Origin of the sequence: Marinobacter sp. MIT932201 (assembly GCF_047123295.1) — a bacterium.
Lineage (GTDB): Bacteria > Pseudomonadota > Gammaproteobacteria > Pseudomonadales > Oleiphilaceae > Marinobacter > Marinobacter salsuginis.
Map to the genome: position 1 here is coordinate 3902180 of NZ_CP138917.1, position 16108 is coordinate 3918287.

Annotated in this window: 15 protein-coding genes; 9 read left to right on the forward strand and 6 right to left on the reverse strand. The window is 57.9% G+C overall.

All coding sequences use genetic code 11. From position 1 onward, the window contains the following. Positions 1 to 44: 44 nt before the first annotated feature. The 6 genes from SIC15_RS17990 to SIC15_RS18015 all read left to right on the forward strand — a co-directional run bounded on the left by SIC15_RS17990 (position 45) and on the right by SIC15_RS18015 (position 6335). Positions 45 to 509, forward strand: coding sequence for an ATPase (locus SIC15_RS17990; protein WP_209399851.1), 465 nt, complete (start codon positions 45 to 47; stop codon positions 507 to 509). A 144-nt stretch (positions 510 to 653) separates the two neighbouring features. Further along, positions 654 to 1730 (forward strand): TRAP transporter substrate-binding protein, encoded by a 1077-nt coding sequence (locus SIC15_RS17995; protein ID WP_209399849.1) that lies wholly within the window; start codon positions 654 to 656, stop codon positions 1728 to 1730. A gap of 102 nt (positions 1731 to 1832) precedes the next feature. Then, entirely contained in the window at positions 1833 to 2378 is a 546-nt protein-coding gene (locus tag SIC15_RS18000) for a TRAP transporter small permease subunit (protein ID WP_209399847.1), read from the forward strand. Continuing rightward, positions 2375 to 3670, forward strand: coding sequence for a TRAP transporter large permease (locus SIC15_RS18005; protein WP_209399845.1), 1296 nt, complete (start codon positions 2375 to 2377; stop codon positions 3668 to 3670). The genes SIC15_RS18000 and SIC15_RS18005 overlap by 4 nt, the downstream gene beginning before the upstream one ends. A gap of 227 nt (positions 3671 to 3897) precedes the next feature. Beyond that, complete coding sequence (locus SIC15_RS18010; protein ID WP_209399843.1) at positions 3898 to 5211, forward strand: SAM-dependent methyltransferase; 1314 nt, start codon at positions 3898 to 3900, stop codon at positions 5209 to 5211. Further along, complete coding sequence (locus SIC15_RS18015; RefSeq protein ID WP_412536604.1) at positions 5211 to 6335, forward strand: NAD(P)/FAD-dependent oxidoreductase; 1125 nt, start codon at positions 5211 to 5213, stop codon at positions 6333 to 6335. Before SIC15_RS18010 ends, SIC15_RS18015 begins: the two co-directional genes overlap by 1 nt. 67 nt (positions 6336 to 6402) lie before the next feature. On the opposite strand, the gene SIC15_RS18020 is transcribed toward SIC15_RS18015, so the two are convergent. The 3 genes from SIC15_RS18020 to SIC15_RS18030 form a co-directional block, all read right to left on the reverse strand. After that, positions 6403 to 8073 carry a choice-of-anchor I family protein gene (locus SIC15_RS18020; protein ID WP_412536605.1) on the reverse strand — a complete coding sequence of 557 codons (1671 nt, stop codon included), beginning with the start codon at positions 8071 to 8073 and terminating at the stop codon, positions 6403 to 6405. 202 nt (positions 8074 to 8275) lie between these two features. Further along, positions 8276 to 9643 carry a group II intron reverse transcriptase/maturase gene (ltrA, locus tag SIC15_RS18025; protein WP_053115127.1) on the reverse strand — a complete coding sequence of 456 codons (1368 nt, stop codon included), beginning with the start codon at positions 9641 to 9643 and terminating at the stop codon, positions 8276 to 8278. A gap of 425 nt (positions 9644 to 10068) precedes the next feature. Next, the gene (locus SIC15_RS18030) at positions 10069 to 10542 is read right to left on the reverse strand and encodes a Dps family protein (RefSeq protein WP_069182047.1); all 474 of its coding nucleotides are present in this window, start codon (positions 10540 to 10542) and stop codon (positions 10069 to 10071) included. Between the two features lie 229 nt (positions 10543 to 10771). Between SIC15_RS18030 and SIC15_RS18035 the strand changes: the two genes are divergently transcribed. Next, positions 10772 to 11047 carry a DUF2061 domain-containing protein gene (locus SIC15_RS18035; RefSeq protein WP_412536606.1) on the forward strand — a complete coding sequence of 92 codons (276 nt, stop codon included), beginning with the start codon at positions 10772 to 10774 and terminating at the stop codon, positions 11045 to 11047. Between the two features lie 18 nt (positions 11048 to 11065). Here the strand turns inward: SIC15_RS18035 and SIC15_RS18040 are convergent, their stop codons facing one another. After that, on the reverse strand, positions 11066 to 12508 hold the full coding sequence (locus SIC15_RS18040) for a dihydrolipoyl dehydrogenase (protein WP_412536607.1): 1443 nt from the start codon (positions 12506 to 12508) through the stop codon (positions 11066 to 11068). A 173-nt stretch (positions 12509 to 12681) separates the two neighbouring features. Here SIC15_RS18040 and SIC15_RS18045 point away from each other — a divergent pair, with 173 nt between their 5' ends. After that, entirely contained in the window at positions 12682 to 13353 is a 672-nt protein-coding gene (locus tag SIC15_RS18045) for a LysE family translocator (protein ID WP_136630059.1), read from the forward strand. Here SIC15_RS18045 and SIC15_RS18050 read toward each other — a convergent pair. Further along, a complete protein-coding gene (locus tag SIC15_RS18050) occupies positions 13298 to 14350 on the reverse strand; it encodes a 3-deoxy-7-phosphoheptulonate synthase (protein WP_412536608.1) in 1053 nt (350 codons plus the stop codon). The two genes, SIC15_RS18045 and SIC15_RS18050, sit on opposite strands and share 56 nt — an antisense overlap. A 356-nt stretch (positions 14351 to 14706) precedes the next feature. Here SIC15_RS18050 and SIC15_RS18055 point away from each other — a divergent pair, with 356 nt between their 5' ends. Beyond that, positions 14707 to 15495: a secretin N-terminal domain-containing protein gene (locus SIC15_RS18055; protein ID WP_412536609.1), complete on the forward strand. Its 789-nt coding sequence runs from the start codon at positions 14707 to 14709 to the stop codon at positions 15493 to 15495. Position 15496: 1 nt separating this feature from the next. Here SIC15_RS18055 and SIC15_RS18060 read toward each other — a convergent pair whose 3' ends face one another. After that, a complete protein-coding gene (locus SIC15_RS18060) occupies positions 15497 to 16003 on the reverse strand; it encodes a DnaJ domain-containing protein (protein WP_069182053.1) in 507 nt (168 codons plus the stop codon). Positions 16004 to 16108 lie beyond the last annotated feature (105 nt).

The window sequence follows — 16108 nt, forward strand, 5'->3', positions numbered from 1 at the left end:
CTAATGCCAACTACAAACGACCCGCCCCGGTAAGGAGCAAAGCAATGGAGATAACAACTTTCGAGGACCTGATTGACTGGACACGTCAGTTGCACGCGCATCTGTCCCGTAGCCTTCATGAATCGGCCAAACTGAACAATGACGAGAGAGCCTCCGCGTTGCTCGATTACCTGTCGCGCCATGAGTCGCTGCTGGAGAAAGCCGTGCGTGAATTCGAGAGCCAGGCCGAACCAAAGGCCATGAGCACACGCCTCTACGATTACCTGAACAACCAGCACAAGCCGATTGGCCCCAGCGCCGACTCCTACACCCATTACGCGTCCATGTCTTTCGAGGACATCACCCGGGAGGTCTTCCAGTTTCACGACCAGGTCATGGACCTCTACGATTCACTGATCGGCAAGGCGGAAATCCCCGAAGCCAAGTCGCTGCTGGAAGACCTCCTGGCGCTGGAAGAACACGAGGCGATGCGTCTCGCCAGCCAGATTGGCAGGATGCAAGATCTCTGATCCACCCTACGACCAAGGTCGTACATCCACCGGTTTTTGATTTCGTTTGTTAACGATAATTGCTAACGTGAACTAGCATCAAGAGTAGTTTTCCCCAAAAGGGGGACGCTCGACCCACAAAAAAGATAAGAGGATAGAAGAGCAATGAAGATCCGTTCTGTTCTTTCCGCGGCTGTGCTGGCTGTGGCAACTACCTTTGCCTCCTCGCAGGCGCTCGCCCAAGACACGTTCACCCTCCGCCTTGCGGAAACCTGGGGACCAAACTTTCCGATTTTCGGTGACACCACCAAGCGTTTCGCCGAAACCGTAGAAAAAATGTCTGACGGCCGCCTCAAGGTCCGCATTGATTCATCCAACAAGCACAAAGCGCCCCTCGGCATTTTTGACATGGTCAAGGCCGGCCAATACGACATGGGCCACTCTGCTTCCTACTACTGGAAGGGCAAGGTTCCCGAGACCCTGTTCTTCACCAGCATGCCGTTTGGCATGAATGCGATGGAACAGTATGCGTGGTTCTATCACGGTGGCGGCATGGAGCTGATGCAGGAAGTCTACGAGCCCCATAACATGCTGTCCTTCCCGGGCGGTAACACCGGCGTTCAGATGGGCGGCTGGTTCCGCAAGGAAATCAATTCGCTGGAAGACCTTCAGGGTCTGAAGATGCGTATTCCCGGATTCGCCGGTGAAGTGTTCGCGGAAGTTGGCGTTAACCCGACCAACATCGCTCCGGGCGAGCTTTACACCGCTCTGGAACGCAACACCATCGATGCCGTTGAGTGGGTAGGTCCGGCACTGGATCTCCGTCTGGGTTTCCAGCAGATTGCCGACTACTACTACACCGGCTGGCATGAGCCTGCGACCGAACTTCAGTTCCTGGTGAACAAGCGCGTCTGGGACAAGCTCCCGGCTGACCTGCAGGAAATCATGCGTGTTGCCATGCGCACCGCCTCCTATGACATGCTGGTTCATTCCCAGCACGCCAACGCGGAAGCCTGGGCCAATATTCGCGAGGAATATCCGAATGTCCAGATCAAGCGTTTCCCGGACGAAATCTTTGATGCCATGTATGAAGCCAACAACAAGCTGCTGAAAGAAGCCGCTGCTGAGAGTGACATGGCTGCCAAGATTATCGACTCCCAGGCGAACTACCTTGAGCAGAGCCGCGCTTATTCCAACATTTCCGAGCGCGCCTACCTCAACACGATGGCCGAAGTCGAGTAAGATATAGGCTTTAACGGAGCCGGGATCTCTCTCCGAGTGATCCCGGTTTTGTCGTTTATAGCAACGGATAAAAACGCCAGCTCTCCTGGCGGGGGATCATCAATGCGGTGGATCATCAAACTGGACGACGGGCTTGCCCGGCTGTCCATCTTCTGTGGGTGGGTTGCCTGTGTCGCAATGATACTGATGGCAGCCAACGTCTTTTACGACGTGGTAGCCCGCTACGCGTTCAACAACGTTTCAATCGGCATGCAGGAAATGGAGTGGCACCTCTATTCAGTGGTGTTCCTGCTGGGTATTCCCTACGCATTACGCACGGATGGTCATGTTCGGGTCGACGTTTTTTACACCAAATGGAGCAACAAGGCCAAGGCCTGGGTCAACCTGATTGGCGCCCTGATCTTTGTCATTCCATTTGCCTATCTGATTGGCATCTACGGTTACGATTTCGCGCTGGACTCCTACAACATGGGAGAAGGCAGCGGTGATCCTGGCGGCCTCCCGCACCGCTGGATCATCAAATCCGTTATCCCTGTCAGTGCCCTCTTCATCGGGATTGCGGGGCTGAACATGGCGACCTACGCCCTGCGAGTCATGGCAGGAGACAAGGAGTACGAAGGTGAGCACAGCGCAGGAGGCCTCGCATGATCGGTATGATTATGTTCGGCGTCGCCCTGTTGATGCTGATGCTGGGCTTCCCCGTCGCATTCACCTTCGGGGGCGTTGCACTGTTCTTCGGAATCTTCGCCGAGGGCATGGATCTCTTTGCGTTCATGCCCTATCGCATCATGAGCGTAATGCAGAATACCGTTCTGATGGCCGTGCCGCTCTTTATTTTCATGGGCGTCGTACTTCAGCGCACCCGTTTGGCTGAACAGTTGCTGACCTCCATGGGTCGACTTTTTGGCGGCCTGCCGGGTGGCCTGGCCATTTCGACCATTCTGGTCGGTGCCCTGCTCGCCGCTTCCACCGGCGTCGTTGGCGCCAGCGTGGTAGCCATGGGCCTGATTTCCCTGCCGGTCATGTTGGCCCACAAATACGACAAACGGCTCGCTACCGGAACCATCTGTGCGTCCGGTACGCTCGGCCAGATCGTTCCGCCCTCGATCATCCTGATCATTCTCGGTGACGTGCTTGGTCTTCCCGTCGGCGACCTGTTCAAGGCAGCAGTCTGGCCCGGCATTGTGCTGGTGGGGCTGTACATCGCCTATATCCTGGTCCTGACCAGGCTGCGGCCCGAGACGGCTCCGGCCATGCCGGATGAGCCTGGCGTCTCCCGGAAGAAGGAGATCTTTAACGCACTGCTGGCAATCATTCCGCCGCTGGCGCTGATCGTTGTGGTGCTGGGTTCGATCTTCACCGGTATTGCGACACCCACGGAATCGTCCGCACTGGGCGGCGTTGGCGCTATTGTCCTGGCCATCATCTACCGTCAGTTCTCGTTCAAGATGGTATGGGATGCGTCCAAGGACACGGTGAAGGTGACCGCCATGGTCTTCGCGATCCTGATCGGTGCCACCGCTTTCTCCATGGTGTTCAGCTACACCGGCGGCGACTATCTGCTGGAGGAGTGGCTGCTTCAGCTACCCGGCGAAAAGTGGGGCTTCATCATTCTGGCCATGGTGGTCATTCTGGTACTGGGTTTCTTCATCGATTTCGTGGAGATTTCCTTCATCATCGTGCCCATCCTTGCGCCGGTGGCTGAAGCTCTGGGCATCAACATGCTCTGGTTCGCGATTCTGATCGCAATGAACCTGCAAACCAGCTTCCTGACGCCACCGTTCGGGTTCTCGTTGTTCTACCTGAAGGGGGTAGCACCGCCGGAGGTGCGAACAACGGACATCTACAAAGGCGTGCTGCCCTTCATCCTGATACAGATGTTTGTGCTGGCACTGATAGTCATTTTCCCAGAATGGTTTGGTATGAGTTCCTCATACTGATTCGAAAAATACCGGGCCTGAGGGCCCGGTATTTTTTTCTGTCCCTCTCATTTCCTGCGACTCTATTCTCACGATAGTTTTCTTCTTCATACGCCTCACCTGACAAAATCTGACTGTTTTCTATACTGAACGGACAAGCGGTGATTCTCAGACTGGTATTCGGGAACCCTGGAACACGCACGTCGACAAAACATTGATGTTGAGGTTATGAAGGGAGATTGGAGTCCATGAACCAGAGCACTGCCCAGAAACCCCGTGACCACGGGCAAGAACCCAAAAGCCATGTTCTGACCCTGCCATTGGAAAGCACCCACGTGGACCGGTCACCGCACACGTACGAGCGCTGGCTGATTGCCAAGTTGATGCGCATGGCCGGCTCACCGCCACTCCGGTTCCGACTCTGGAACGGCGATGTCATCGAACCGGATGGCCAACAGGCACAGTTCACTCTGCACCTCACCGACCCCAAGGCCCTGTACGCACTGGTGACCAACCCTAACCTGGCGTTCGGCGATCTCTACAGCGCAGGTCGCCTGGAGGTAGAAGGCGACCTTCCTGACCTGATGGAAACCCTCTACCGCTCAGTTCATCAGGCGCGCCAGAAGTGGCCGAAATGGCTGGAAGCACTCTGGCGCAATCACAACCCCCGGTCCACCGGGATCTCCGAAGCCAAAGAAAACATTAACCATCACTACGACCTGGGCAACGAATTCTACCAGCTCTGGCTGGACAGCGCTGAAATGCAGTACACCTGCGCCTATTACGAGAGCCCCGACCTGACCCTGGAACAGGCTCAACTGGCCAAGCTGGAGCATGTCTGCCGCAAGCTCCGTCTCAAACCCGGCATGACCGTAGTCGAGGCCGGCTGCGGCTGGGGTGGGCTGGCCCGTTACATGGCCCGTAACTACGGCGTCAAGGTTCACTCCTACAACATCTCAAAAGAGCAGCTGGCCTTTGCCCGGGAGGAAGCACGCAAGCAGGGGCTGGATCATCTGGTGGAATACGTCGAGGACGACTACCGCAACATCAGCGGCCAGTACGATGCCTTTGTCTCCATCGGCATGCTGGAACACGTGGGAAAAGAAAACTACGAAGCGTTGTCCGAACTCATCAAGCGGAGCCTGAAACCCGACGGGATTGCCCTGCTCCACAGTATTGGCCGCAATCGCCCGATGCTGATGAACGCCTGGATCGAAAAACGCATCTTCCCCGGCGCCTATCCGCCCAGCATCGGCGAATTCATGGAAATCTGCGAACACGGCGATTTCTCGGTGCTGGATGTGGAGAACCTGCGCCTGCATTACGCCCAGACCCTGAGCCATTGGATGGATCGTTTCAACGAGAACGAAGACAAGGTAACGGCCATGTACGATGGCCACTTTACCCGGGCCTGGCGCATGTATCTGGCGGGCTCCATCGCTGCGTTCCGCGCCGGCTCCCTGCAGCTGTTCCAGGTGGTTTTCACCCACGGCGACAACAACAGTCTGCCGCAGAACCGCCGGGACCTGTATGAGTTTCCAGCGGCACCAGAGGAGGCCTGATGGATTATTACGACCTGATCATCGTGGGTGCCGGCCCAGCCGGCTCCACCCTGGCCAGTGCCCTTGAGACCAGCGGCAAAAAAGTACTGATCATCGACAAACAGGATTTTCCCCGGGATAAAACCTGCGCGGGCTGGGTGACTCCTGCCGTCATGGAAACCCTGAAGATTGATCTCGACGAGTACGCCAACGGACGGACACTCCAGCCCATTCGCCGGTTTCGCATCGGCATGATGGGGCAGCCGGCCGTGGAAAACGACCACGGCGATGTGGTCAGCTATGGCATTCGCCGGTGTGAATTCGACGATTATCTGCTCAGCCGTGTCACCGGTCCGAAACAGCTCGCCACGCCGGTCAAGTCCATCGTCCGGAAAGACGGCAACTGGGTCATCAACGACACCTGGGAAGCCCCCCTTATCGTGGGTGCCGGCGGGCACTTCTGCCCGGTTGCACGGTTGCTTGGCGACGGCCCGGGTAGCCACGAGACCGTTGTCGCCGCCAAGGAGGTGGAATTCGAAATGACACCCGAGCAGGCTTCCGCCTGCGAGGCCCGGGGCGACACCCCGGAGCTCTGGTTCTGCCGCGATCTCAAGGGTTATGCCTGGGTGTTTCGCAAGGGCAATTACCTGAATATCGGGCTGGGCCGGGAGGATAACCACAAGCTGAGCGGTCATCTAGAGGCTTTTGTCGATGAGATGAAGTCCGCCGGGCGCATTCCGGAGGACCTGCCCGGGCGCTTCAAAGGCCACGCCTACCTGCTTTATGCCCATGCCGAGCGGCCACTGGTGGACGACGGTATTCTGTTGATTGGCGATTCCGCCGGCCTGGCTTACACCCAGAGCGGTGAAGGCATCCGGCCCGCCATTGAGTCAGCGCTGCTGGCGGCAGATGTGATACGGGACGCGCCGGATTATTCGGCCTCCTCATTGCAGATCTACGGCGATGCCATTGCCGAACGCTTTGGCAATCGGGCGGCAGACACGGATCAGGGCTGGCAGGTCCCGGACTGGATCAAGACGCCACTGGCCAGCAGCCTGATGCGCTCGCACTGGTTTACAAGAAAGGTGGTTACGGAGAAGTGGTTCCTCCATCAGGAAGTGCCGCCGCTGAAAGCCGCTGTCTGAGGCGGAAAACAAAAAAACCCGGGAGGATCGATAACGATGCCGCCCGGGTTTCTTTCAGGCCCTGAACTCAGTTCGCCGTCAGTTCAATCACGTCAATACCGTACAGGGTGGTGGTTCCGCTGATTTCATTTCCCACTGCCAGCAAGGGCTGCCCATTCGGGCTGTCCTCGGCGGCGATGAAGGCAATGCCCTCCGGCCCGAGATCTTTGGCCATACCGGCCTGCAGGTCTGCATCCGACACTGAGAAATCCCGATTATTCAGGTACTGGACGAATTCCGGATTCTGGGGATTGGTCACGTCGTAAACCATGATTCCGCCAATTCGCTCAAGACCGATAAACGCGAAGGTCTGGCCGTTGATTGTGCCAACCGTGACGGCTTCCGGCTCAGGACCTTTGTCATCAGATCGGTTGTCGAAATTGTTCTCGTCATTGGTGGCATTGAAGTTCTCAGGCAACAGACTGGCGGTGATCCGCTCGAATTCGCTGCCGCTGTCAAAGACCCTCTGGCCATCGGCAGACCAGATAGAGAAGGATCGTGCGCCGTAGGTGTAGATTTCGCTGTATTCGCAGTCTACTTCCGGATCTGTCGCCGGGTCAGAGGGATCGCAGCCATTGCTGACGCCCAGGGTCGAGGTCACGTTGATCCGACCCAGGTTCTCCTCCAGCTGAAGATCGGCCGCATTTGGGAAGGCCGTGGCATCCAGGGTCAGATCCCCAAGCCGGAACTCTTCGGAGAAGCCATCGTAGTCCCGGGAATCACCCTCGTTGGCGGTGATGTAGTACGTCTTGCCGTTGTAGCCGTAGCTGGTGATCGCGTCCGGCATATACATACCTTTTACCGGCCAGTTGCGAATGTTGATGCCGCTATCCCGATTGCTGACGTCCAGCTCGTTTCCTATCACGCTGTGGTCCTTGAAACCGAGGGGCAGGATCGCATTGATCACCCCGGCCTCGATATCCAGCTCGGCTACGGCGTTGTTCTCCTGCAGGGCGACCCAGGCGGTCTTGTTGTCGAGGGAGACCGCAATGTACTCCGGCTCCATATCCTGGGCGACGGTTGCTCCCGGCCCAAACACCCGCACACCGCTGGCTTTCAGGGCCACCTCATCGGCATTGAAGGCTTCGAATCCTGCGGTGGTTACCGTTGCACCGGCAACGCCCGCTGACAGATCAATAATGCTGACGGATCCCACCGGATCGTTGGTGTAGTCGTCGCTGGGTTCACCCTCGTTGGCGACCAGCACTTTCATGCCGTCCCGGGTAAAGGTAACCATATCGGGCAGCGCCCCTACCGTAACTTCACCAACCTTGCCAAGGTCAGTGGTGTTGTAGAAAACGACCTTGCCGTTGTCCTGCTTGACGTCGGCTTCGATGGCCACCGCCACCAGGCTGCCGAAGACAGCCACACTGTTGGCGGAAGCACCCTCGGCGGTCGCATCGATGGTCTGCAAGAGAACCGGTTGGGAGGGGTCCTGGATATCAAGCACGTCTACCTTGGAGGCACCGGCGTTTACAACGAACAATCGCTGGTTGGCAGCATCGTGGGCAACAATTTCGGCAGCTCCCACGTCGAACACATCGCCCGGGGCCTGATAGGTGCCCAGGACATTAAGTTCGATCAGTGATTTACTGGTGCCGTTGATACCATCAGCGCCATCGTCACCATCATTGGTACAGGCGCTCAGGCCCAAGAGGGAAGACAGGATGGTTGCGGAAAGCAGGGTCTTACGGAACATGACATTGTGCCTCTGGCATTGCTTGGTGTAGGGAATTCCTACACACGCTAGGCCACAGGCGTGACAGTTCAGCGTCAATTCCGAGTCATTACCATGACGAATTGCTGACAGGAAATCGGGATAGGGGGGAGCCATGAGGCTCCACCCCTCCCACACCACCCGGCATGCGGGTCCGCACCGGGCGGTTCGAGACGTTGAGGGTTCACGAGAGTCTCGGCACTCCCAACCGGTCGAAGTAGGCAATCGTCAGGACATTGTGGATGGCAGAGCGACTGTTGTGCCACCAGCGGCGACTCAGAGCCGCCACAGATTCAGCCACCCAGGAACTGGCACCCAACCGGACCAGCTCCCGGTAGATCGTCTTACCCCGCCGCCACTGCCGGAGGTGGAGCATTCTCAGACGACGACGTATCCACTCATCCAGTGATCGCCAGATGCGTGGCGTTTGCGCCAGCCTGAAGTACCCTTTCCAGCCGAGCAGGTATCGGCGGAGTTGCTCTACCACCTGTTCAATACTGCGACCCCCTGATCCCCGGGTCAGTTGCCGGATCCGGAGCTTGAACGCCTGTAACGCCCTGGTGGATACCGCGCGTCGAACCTCAGCGTTCCTCCCTTGCCACAGGGCATAGCCGAGGAACTTGCGCCCGAACACGCTGGTCACCGCGCTCTTGGCTTCGTTAATCACCAGACGCAACTTTCCATAACAGCGGCGGAGTAACTGCATGACCCGTTCTCCCGCCTTGTGGCTGCGAACGTAGACGTTGCAGTCATCGGCGTAACGGGCGAAGCAGTGCCCCCGGCGTTCCAGCACTTTATCCACCTCGTCCAGCAGAACGTTGGCCAACAACGGCGACAATGGCCCGCCTTGCGGCGTGCCCTCGTGCCGATCCATGACCACACCACCGTCCATGATGCCCGCGTTCAGGTACGCACGAACCAGCCGGATAACGCCGGGGTCGTTTATGCGTTTCTTCAGGCGGTCGATCAGGATGTCGTGGTTGACCCGGTCGAAGAACTTCGACAGGTCGACGTCCACCACGATATGGCGGCCCTGTTGGGCGTAACGCTGCGCAGCCAACACGGCGTCGTGGGCCCGACGGCCCGGGCGGAAGCCGTAGCTGTGCTCGCTGAAGGTGGGATCAATCAGAGGTTGCAGCACTTGCAACAGTGCCTGTTGAATCAGACGATCAGTGACGGTGGGGATGCCCAGTTCCCGCTCACTGCCGTCCGGCTTCGGGATGCCTACCCGACGGACGGGCTGTGGTTGGTAGGCGCCGCTCAGCAGGTGCTGGCGAAGCTCAGGCCACGCCCATCGCAGGTGTTCCGCGGTTTGGGCAATGTCCAACCCGTCCACACCTGCCGCTCCCTTGTTGGCCTTCACGCGCTTCCATGCCCGCTGCATATTCTCTCGTGCGAACGCCTGCTCAAGCAGGCTTCGCCCTGCGCCTTCCGGTTCTTGTCGCGGGAGTCCTGCTTCATCGCTCATCGCCTTCGGCAAGGCTTCACCTGTCCGTTGCGCGATCCGCCCCGCTGGCGCGGGCATCTGATGCCGTACAGTGCTCATCGACAAGGCGTTTGACGCTCCTTCTCGTTCGGCCCTTCGCCCTGTGTTAGCGGTTACTATGGCCTCTGCTGACTTCTCGCTCCGTGTTGCCACGTCGCCCTTTCAGGCATGAGGCGAGATCTCCCCGGGTAAGAACACACTCCTTCGCCGCACAACCGCCGGATTTACACCACTTCGCCTTGGCCACAAGAGCTTCGCGGCTTTTGGCCCGCTCGCCCTGCTTGGCAGTGCCTCATATCCGATTCTTGTTCATCGGCTCACGGTTTACGCTCCACGCTTCCTCCCCACGGTCGGTCACCCTTCCGCAGTTGCGCTTCACTTCGTTCGCTGTGGCCAGCTCACGGGAGGACTTGCACCTCCAGGAGTGCGCCCGTGCCGGGCGCACCAAAAAATGGCGACCCGAAGGTCGCCATTCCGTAACTTCAATCGACTCAATGGCCGAGGTAACTCCGATACATCCAGACAGTCTTTTCCTGCTGAGAGATGTAGTCACTCATAAGGGCAACTGTGCCCTCATCTTCCGCGTCACCCGCCAGACTGAGCAACGCACGCTGTTTGCCGATCAGTTTGGCAAAGCTTTCCACGATGTTCTCCATCGCTTCCTTGCCGTCTGATACATCTTTGCGCTCGGGCACTTCAGACCGCTCAATATAGGTGCTGTAGGCGTGAGCCGGCCGATGGCCAAGCGTCAGCACGCGTTCTGCAATCTCATCAATCTTGAGCAACAGATCATCGTACAGCTCTTCGAATTTCACGTGCAGCTCGAAGAAGTTGTCGCCCTTGATGTTCCAGTGGTAGCCACGGACATTCATGTAGAAGATCTGATAGTTGGACAAAAGATCATTCAGGGAATCAGCAAGTTGTGCTGTTTTTTCAGTATCAAGACCAATAAAGTTCTTACCCATAACGCATCTCCTTGGCAGTTATGTATGACGTTTCAAAAAGTATACGACCGACCAAACACGGTCGGGAAGTTTAGTTTGCTAATCTCGTTAATAGCGACGCTGAATAATGCTATGAAAGGAGTCAAATAAATAGCCCGAAGCTATCCTCATTCTCAATACAATTCATTTAACAATCATTCTCACCCGGTCTTAAATAAGCAATGAACCACGAGCGAAACCGGAGATGACCATGAGCACGTTAAAACTGTTTGTCCATAACCATGGCACGAATGGCGACCAGTCGCTGATCAAAACGGTAACGTTCGCCCTCACCCATTTTACAGTGGCCTTCACCGTGGCATATCTGCTCACGGGTGACATCCTGATTGGCAGTTTGATCGCCATGGTGGAGCCGGCCATCAACACCGTTGCCTATTTCTTCCATGAAAAGATCTGGGCCCGCCGCCAGCGGAACGCAAGGACAGCAACCGGAACTTTATCCCAGACTCAGCCCCACACCTGTTGATTCTGATCAAGGGCCGGCTCAAACACCCGGCCCACAATCGGTGCAGCCCTCTTCTGGCACCGGTCCGATACTGAGATTCCGGTTGAGGTCTTTCAGGGCCGTCCGCAAGCCTTCCTCGATAACCGGATGGTAAAATGGCATTTCCAGCATTTCGCTGACGGTCAGTCGTCGCTGGGCCGACCATGCGAGCAGATGGGCAATATGTTCCGCCGCAGGGCCGAACATCTCGGCTCCCATGAACAGGCCACTGCCATGCTCACCATAAACCCTCAGTAGCCCCCGGTTTTTGCCAATCACCCGACTGCGCCCCTGATCCTCGAACGATACTTCACCCACGGCGAAACAACCGCGACACCGCTCGTCCACCTGGTGAATGGTCAGGCCTACGGTCGCAATCTGCGGATCGGTGAATACCACCGCCAACGGGGTACGGCGAAGTCCCGTCCGAACATCCGGGTAAGACGCCGCGTTGTCGCCCGCGATACGGCCCTCGTCGGCCGCCTCATGCAACAGCGGCAGGCTGTTATTGGCATCACCGGCGATGAATATGTGGCTGTCGCCACATCGCAGGGTATGGGGATCAAACAGGGGGAGGCCCTTGTCATCGAGCTCAATACCGGCGTTCTGGATATCCAGCCCGTCCACATTCGGACGACGGCCGGTAGCTGCTAACAGGTAATCAAAGGTTTCGGTCTTTTCACCGGCATCCCCATCCACAAACGTAATGGCAACACCCTTATCAACCCGCTCAACGTTCTTGACCTCCGCATCGGGATCCAGCGGGAACTCTTCGTTAAAGATTTTAAGGGCGTAGTCCCGGATGGAGTCATCCTGGATGGGACCGACGGCCCCGCCAACCCCGAACATTCGCACCCGGACCCCAAGCCGGCTCAAGGCTTGCCCGAGCTCCAGGCCAATCACGCCCGGACCAAATACCGCCACCGAGTCCGGCAGATCCTGCCACTCGAAAATATCATCATTCACCACCAGCCGGTCTTTGGCCTCTTTCAGAAACCCGGGAATGTTGGGCCGTGAACCGGTAGCGATAATGATCCGGCCGGCCTGCACCTCAAGGTTGTTGCCAACGACCAGATGATTCGGGCCGACAAACCGGGCGTGACCTCTCAACCGGTGCGCCTCCGGAAACTTCTCGACCGAGTTAATCACGCCAGAAACGAAACGGTCCCGCTCGGTTCTCACCCGTTCCATAACCCGTTTGCCATCAACTCTGATCGCTCCGGCAGACACGCCAAACAGGTCGCCAAGCTGCATCTGATGCGCGTTTTCGGCGGCCGCAATCAAAAGCTTGCTGGGCATACACCCGACCCTGGCGCAGGTGGTCCCATACTGGTCGCCCTCAATCAGTACTACTCTTTCGGTCGCCTTGCGCACACGCTGATACGCCACCATTCCTGCGGTACCGGCTCCGATAATGGCAACGTCGACGGCTCGCTTTTCCATACAAGGTCTCCTGACAGGCGTTCCCGGCATCGGGGAACACGGAAGGTTGGAACGGGTGAGACCTCAGTATAGAAGTCATGGCAAGTTTCACCCATACCGTGAAAAAAGACCGGATTCGGCCTATGCTGTCAGACTTTTCAGACCTTGGCAGGCTCAGGAGAGGAGTTGGAACTATGCAGAGTTACTGGCCGGAATTTCTGACGGTGGCCCTCGTCCACTTGCTGGCAGTGGCAAGCCCCGGCCCGGATTTTGCCGTGATGCTCAGACAGGCGCTCTGCCAGAGCCGAAGGAACGCGCTGCTGACAGCCATCGGTATCGGCGGGGGCATTCTGGTGCATGTCTGCTATTCCTTGCTCGGAATCGGCCTGCTGATCCAGCAATCGATCATGCTGTTCAATGTTCTCAAGGTGCTGGGGGCACTCTACCTTGCCTGGATTGCCGTTCAGTGTTTGAGGGCCCGGGCCGGTGGCGTTCATGTAGAACAGGCCCCGACGGGAGGGCAATCCGGTCTTGCCGCCCTGCGACTGGGTTTCCTGACCAATGCCCTGAATCCCAAGGCAACGCTGTTTTTTGTCTCCCTGTTCTCTGTTGTGATCAGCCCGGGCACGCCCATTGCGCTCCAGGCCGGCTACGGCATTTACATGGCTTTGGCCACGGGGCTGTGGTTTGCCATGGTCGCTGTTTTCTTCACCCTGCCCCGGATCCGCCGCGGGTTTAACCGGTTTGGCCACTGGCTGGACCGGCTGATGGGCGGTGTTCTGCTGTTACTGGCAGGCCAGCTGCTACTGTCTACAGTGAGCGGATCAGAGCCTCCGTCTGCGCCCATCCCAGACAAGGATCGGTAATCGAGCAGCCGTAGCGCAGGTCTTCACCATCGTCCTGGCGGCCCGGTTCCAGGAAACTTTCCAGCATCAAACCACGGATGTGCTGGTTGCCGGCACGGCGCTGTGCCATTACTTCCCGGGCAATATCCAGCTGTCGCTCGGCCTGCTTGCAGGCATTGTCATGGCTGCAGTCCACCATCACCGCAGTCGACAATCCGGCTTCTGCCAGGGCTCTAACGGCCTGTTCAATACTTGCAGCATCATAGTTGGTAATACCGCGGCCACCGCGCAACACCAGATGGGTATCAGGGTTGCCCCGGGTGGTAATCATGACCGGCGCCCCGGTCGCGGACACCCCAAGGTGGTGATGAGGATGGGATGCCGACTTCATGGCGTTGGTTGCCACGGCAATACCGCCATCGGTGCCGTTCTTGAAGCCGGTGGGCATCGGCAGGCCACTGACCATTTCACGATGTACCTGGGATTCGGTGGTTCGGGCACCAATGGCAGTCCAACTTACCAGGTCACCCAGGTAATCCATGGCGAACGGGCTCAGGGCCTCGGTGGCCAGCGGCAAACCCATGGCCGCCAGATTCAATAGCAGGCGGCGGGAGCGGCGCAGCCCCTCATTCAGATCGCCTTCTCCTGTGCGCTCCGGGTCGTACAGCAGCCCTTTCCAGCCGACCGTGGTCCGGGGCTTCTCCAGATACGCCCGCATAACGATGAGGAAGCGGTCGCTGACGTCGTCCGCCAGGGCCTTCAGCTTCTTCCCGTATTCCAGGGCCGCCACCTCATCGTGTATGGAACACGGCCCCATTACGATCAGGGTTCTGCTGTCCTCGCCCTGTAGAATGTCCCGGATGGCCTGCCTCTGATCTTCTACCTGTTGGACGACAGCGGCACTGGCCGGCATCTCAAGTCTCAGCTCCGCGGGCGTCGGCAGAACCACTTCCTGTCGGTGCCGCGCCTGAGTCTCCGCATCCTGGTGTGTCAGTTCAGTGTTCAAGGGCATGTTCATGTCAGTGTTCCCGTTTCCCTGCGTCAGAATCAAAAAAGCCCCGGCTGGGCTACCAGTCGGGGCTTTTTGAGTCCGGTGGCAGCCTGGGTTTTCTGCCGGGCTGCCTTCCTCGTTATTCGTTCGATGAAGATCCTATGGGCGGCCCCGGCTCTGGCTAAAATAAAAGCCATAACCAAACCACCAGAAAAACACAGCAGCGACGGCAGCCGCCGGCTTGGCGCCGAAAGCTTGCAAAACATTCAATTGACAGGTCGCGTGTGTCGTCTTCATGCTTTTCAATATATACCCCTGGTTTTCACCTTGGCAACCCGTGTGTCGGAGTTTTTTCGACTCCGACAGAAGGATTGGAGCACTGAATGGTCGTTTTTGTCCGAGGATACCCCCTGCAGCTTTTTCTTGTTCTGCTGCTGGGACTTTGTTCCAGCCAGGCTCTGGCCCAGGCGGAATCTCGCGTGTACCAGCTCAATAACCGACCAGGCGACGATGTGGCGGTGCAGATCCGCGAGCTTTACCAGGGCTCGCCGGTAACCGTGACCGCCCGGGGCCAACAACTGGTGGTACGCGGTGAACCCGACCTGCTGGACGAAATCGGACGGCTTGTCGAAACGCTTGATGTAGCGCCCGTTCAGGTCAGGATCACTGTTCGGTCCAGAACGGATAGCGGCGGCAAGCGCTCAGGTGCCGGCATTTCCGCGTCTAACGGCCGGGCCGAACTCTCAGCCGAACGCCGTGTTACCACGACCGGCAGCGCCCAGGAGCGAACCATCGTGATGCAGGATGGCCAGTCGGCACACATTACGTCGGGCCAGGTCCGGACGATTCCAGTCGCCATTCGCGGCGGTCGTAATCCCGCGGCTTTCCTGCAACAGGTCGAAACCCGCAGCGGGTTCCTGGTCAGTCCCCAGGTCATTTCCGATCAGGCGGTCGAACTGAGCATTGTCTCGTTCGAGGAGGAACCGGCAAATATGGACGGATATGAAACGGAAGCGGTCGTTACCATTCGCCGAGTTGAGCCGGGACAGTGGGTGTCACTGGGTAGCACAGCAACCCATTCCAGCCAGGAGCGCAGTGGAATTACCTATCAGGTGAACAGTAGCCGCTCCGACAATCGCAGTTTTGAAGTCCGAGTCGATATTCTGCCCTGAATCAGGCCTGTCGCTTGCCGAGAAGTACCTGTTTGGCTTCGTTCAGTTTGGCTGCCAGGTAATCGTTTCCGCCCCGGTCGGGGTGAAGTTTCTGCATGAGCCGGCGATGCGCCATCACGATTTCCTCTTCAGAGCAGCCGGCTTTTACCCCGAGAATATCGCAGGCCTCTCGTTCTGACATCTGCCCAGCCAGATCAGTGCCCGAGCCAGAATGATCACTCGCCTGCTCACGGCTTTCTTGCCCCGGCTTCCTCCCCATGAACCGGTTGATTTCCGGAGCAAATTTCAACAAGGCGGGAAGCTTGCGCAAGAGGGGAATCACAGCCGCAACTGCCGCTGTGAGCACATGCACGCGTCCGGTCAGGACCATGAACACCAGCAAGGCTCCACCGACCACGAGGATCACCTTCCAGGTGGCCGCCTTTTTCTTTTCCGCGGACAACGCGCCCCACTGTTTCAGAATCACAAAAACGGCGGCTGCCAACGCAAGCCCCAGAATCCACTGCATTATTGATCCTCACCCTGAATACCGTCGTAATTCTGTCATCGACGCGAGCTACATTACCAGCACCCTGCAGGGAAAGCCGCCCCTCATGAAAACACCCAGACAGCC

Coding starts and splice junctions, on each gene's coding strand:
- SIC15_RS17990 (WP_209399851.1), top strand. CDS start 45: ATGGAGATAACAACTTTCGAGGACCTGATTGACTGGACACGTCAGTTG.
- SIC15_RS17995 (WP_209399849.1), top strand. CDS start 654: ATGAAGATCCGTTCTGTTCTTTCCGCGGCTGTGCTGGCTGTGGCAACT.
- SIC15_RS18000 (WP_209399847.1), top strand. CDS start 1,833: ATGCGGTGGATCATCAAACTGGACGACGGGCTTGCCCGGCTGTCCATC.
- SIC15_RS18005 (WP_209399845.1), top strand. CDS start 2,375: ATGATCGGTATGATTATGTTCGGCGTCGCCCTGTTGATGCTGATGCTG.
- SIC15_RS18010 (WP_209399843.1), top strand. CDS start 3,898: ATGAACCAGAGCACTGCCCAGAAACCCCGTGACCACGGGCAAGAACCC.
- SIC15_RS18015 (WP_412536604.1), top strand. CDS start 5,211: ATGGATTATTACGACCTGATCATCGTGGGTGCCGGCCCAGCCGGCTCC.
- SIC15_RS18020 (WP_412536605.1), bottom strand. CDS start 8,073: ATGTTCCGTAAGACCCTGCTTTCCGCAACCATCCTGTCTTCCCTCTTG.
- SIC15_RS18030 (WP_069182047.1), bottom strand. CDS start 10,542: ATGGGTAAGAACTTTATTGGTCTTGATACTGAAAAAACAGCACAACTT.
- SIC15_RS18035 (WP_412536606.1), top strand. CDS start 10,772: ATGAGCACGTTAAAACTGTTTGTCCATAACCATGGCACGAATGGCGAC.
- SIC15_RS18040 (WP_412536607.1), bottom strand. CDS start 12,508: ATGGAAAAGCGAGCCGTCGACGTTGCCATTATCGGAGCCGGTACCGCA.
- SIC15_RS18045 (WP_136630059.1), top strand. CDS start 12,682: ATGCAGAGTTACTGGCCGGAATTTCTGACGGTGGCCCTCGTCCACTTG.
- SIC15_RS18050 (WP_412536608.1), bottom strand. CDS start 14,350: ATGAACATGCCCTTGAACACTGAACTGACACACCAGGATGCGGAGACT.
- SIC15_RS18055 (WP_412536609.1), top strand. CDS start 14,707: ATGGTCGTTTTTGTCCGAGGATACCCCCTGCAGCTTTTTCTTGTTCTG.
- SIC15_RS18060 (WP_069182053.1), bottom strand. CDS start 16,003: ATGCAGTGGATTCTGGGGCTTGCGTTGGCAGCCGCCGTTTTTGTGATT.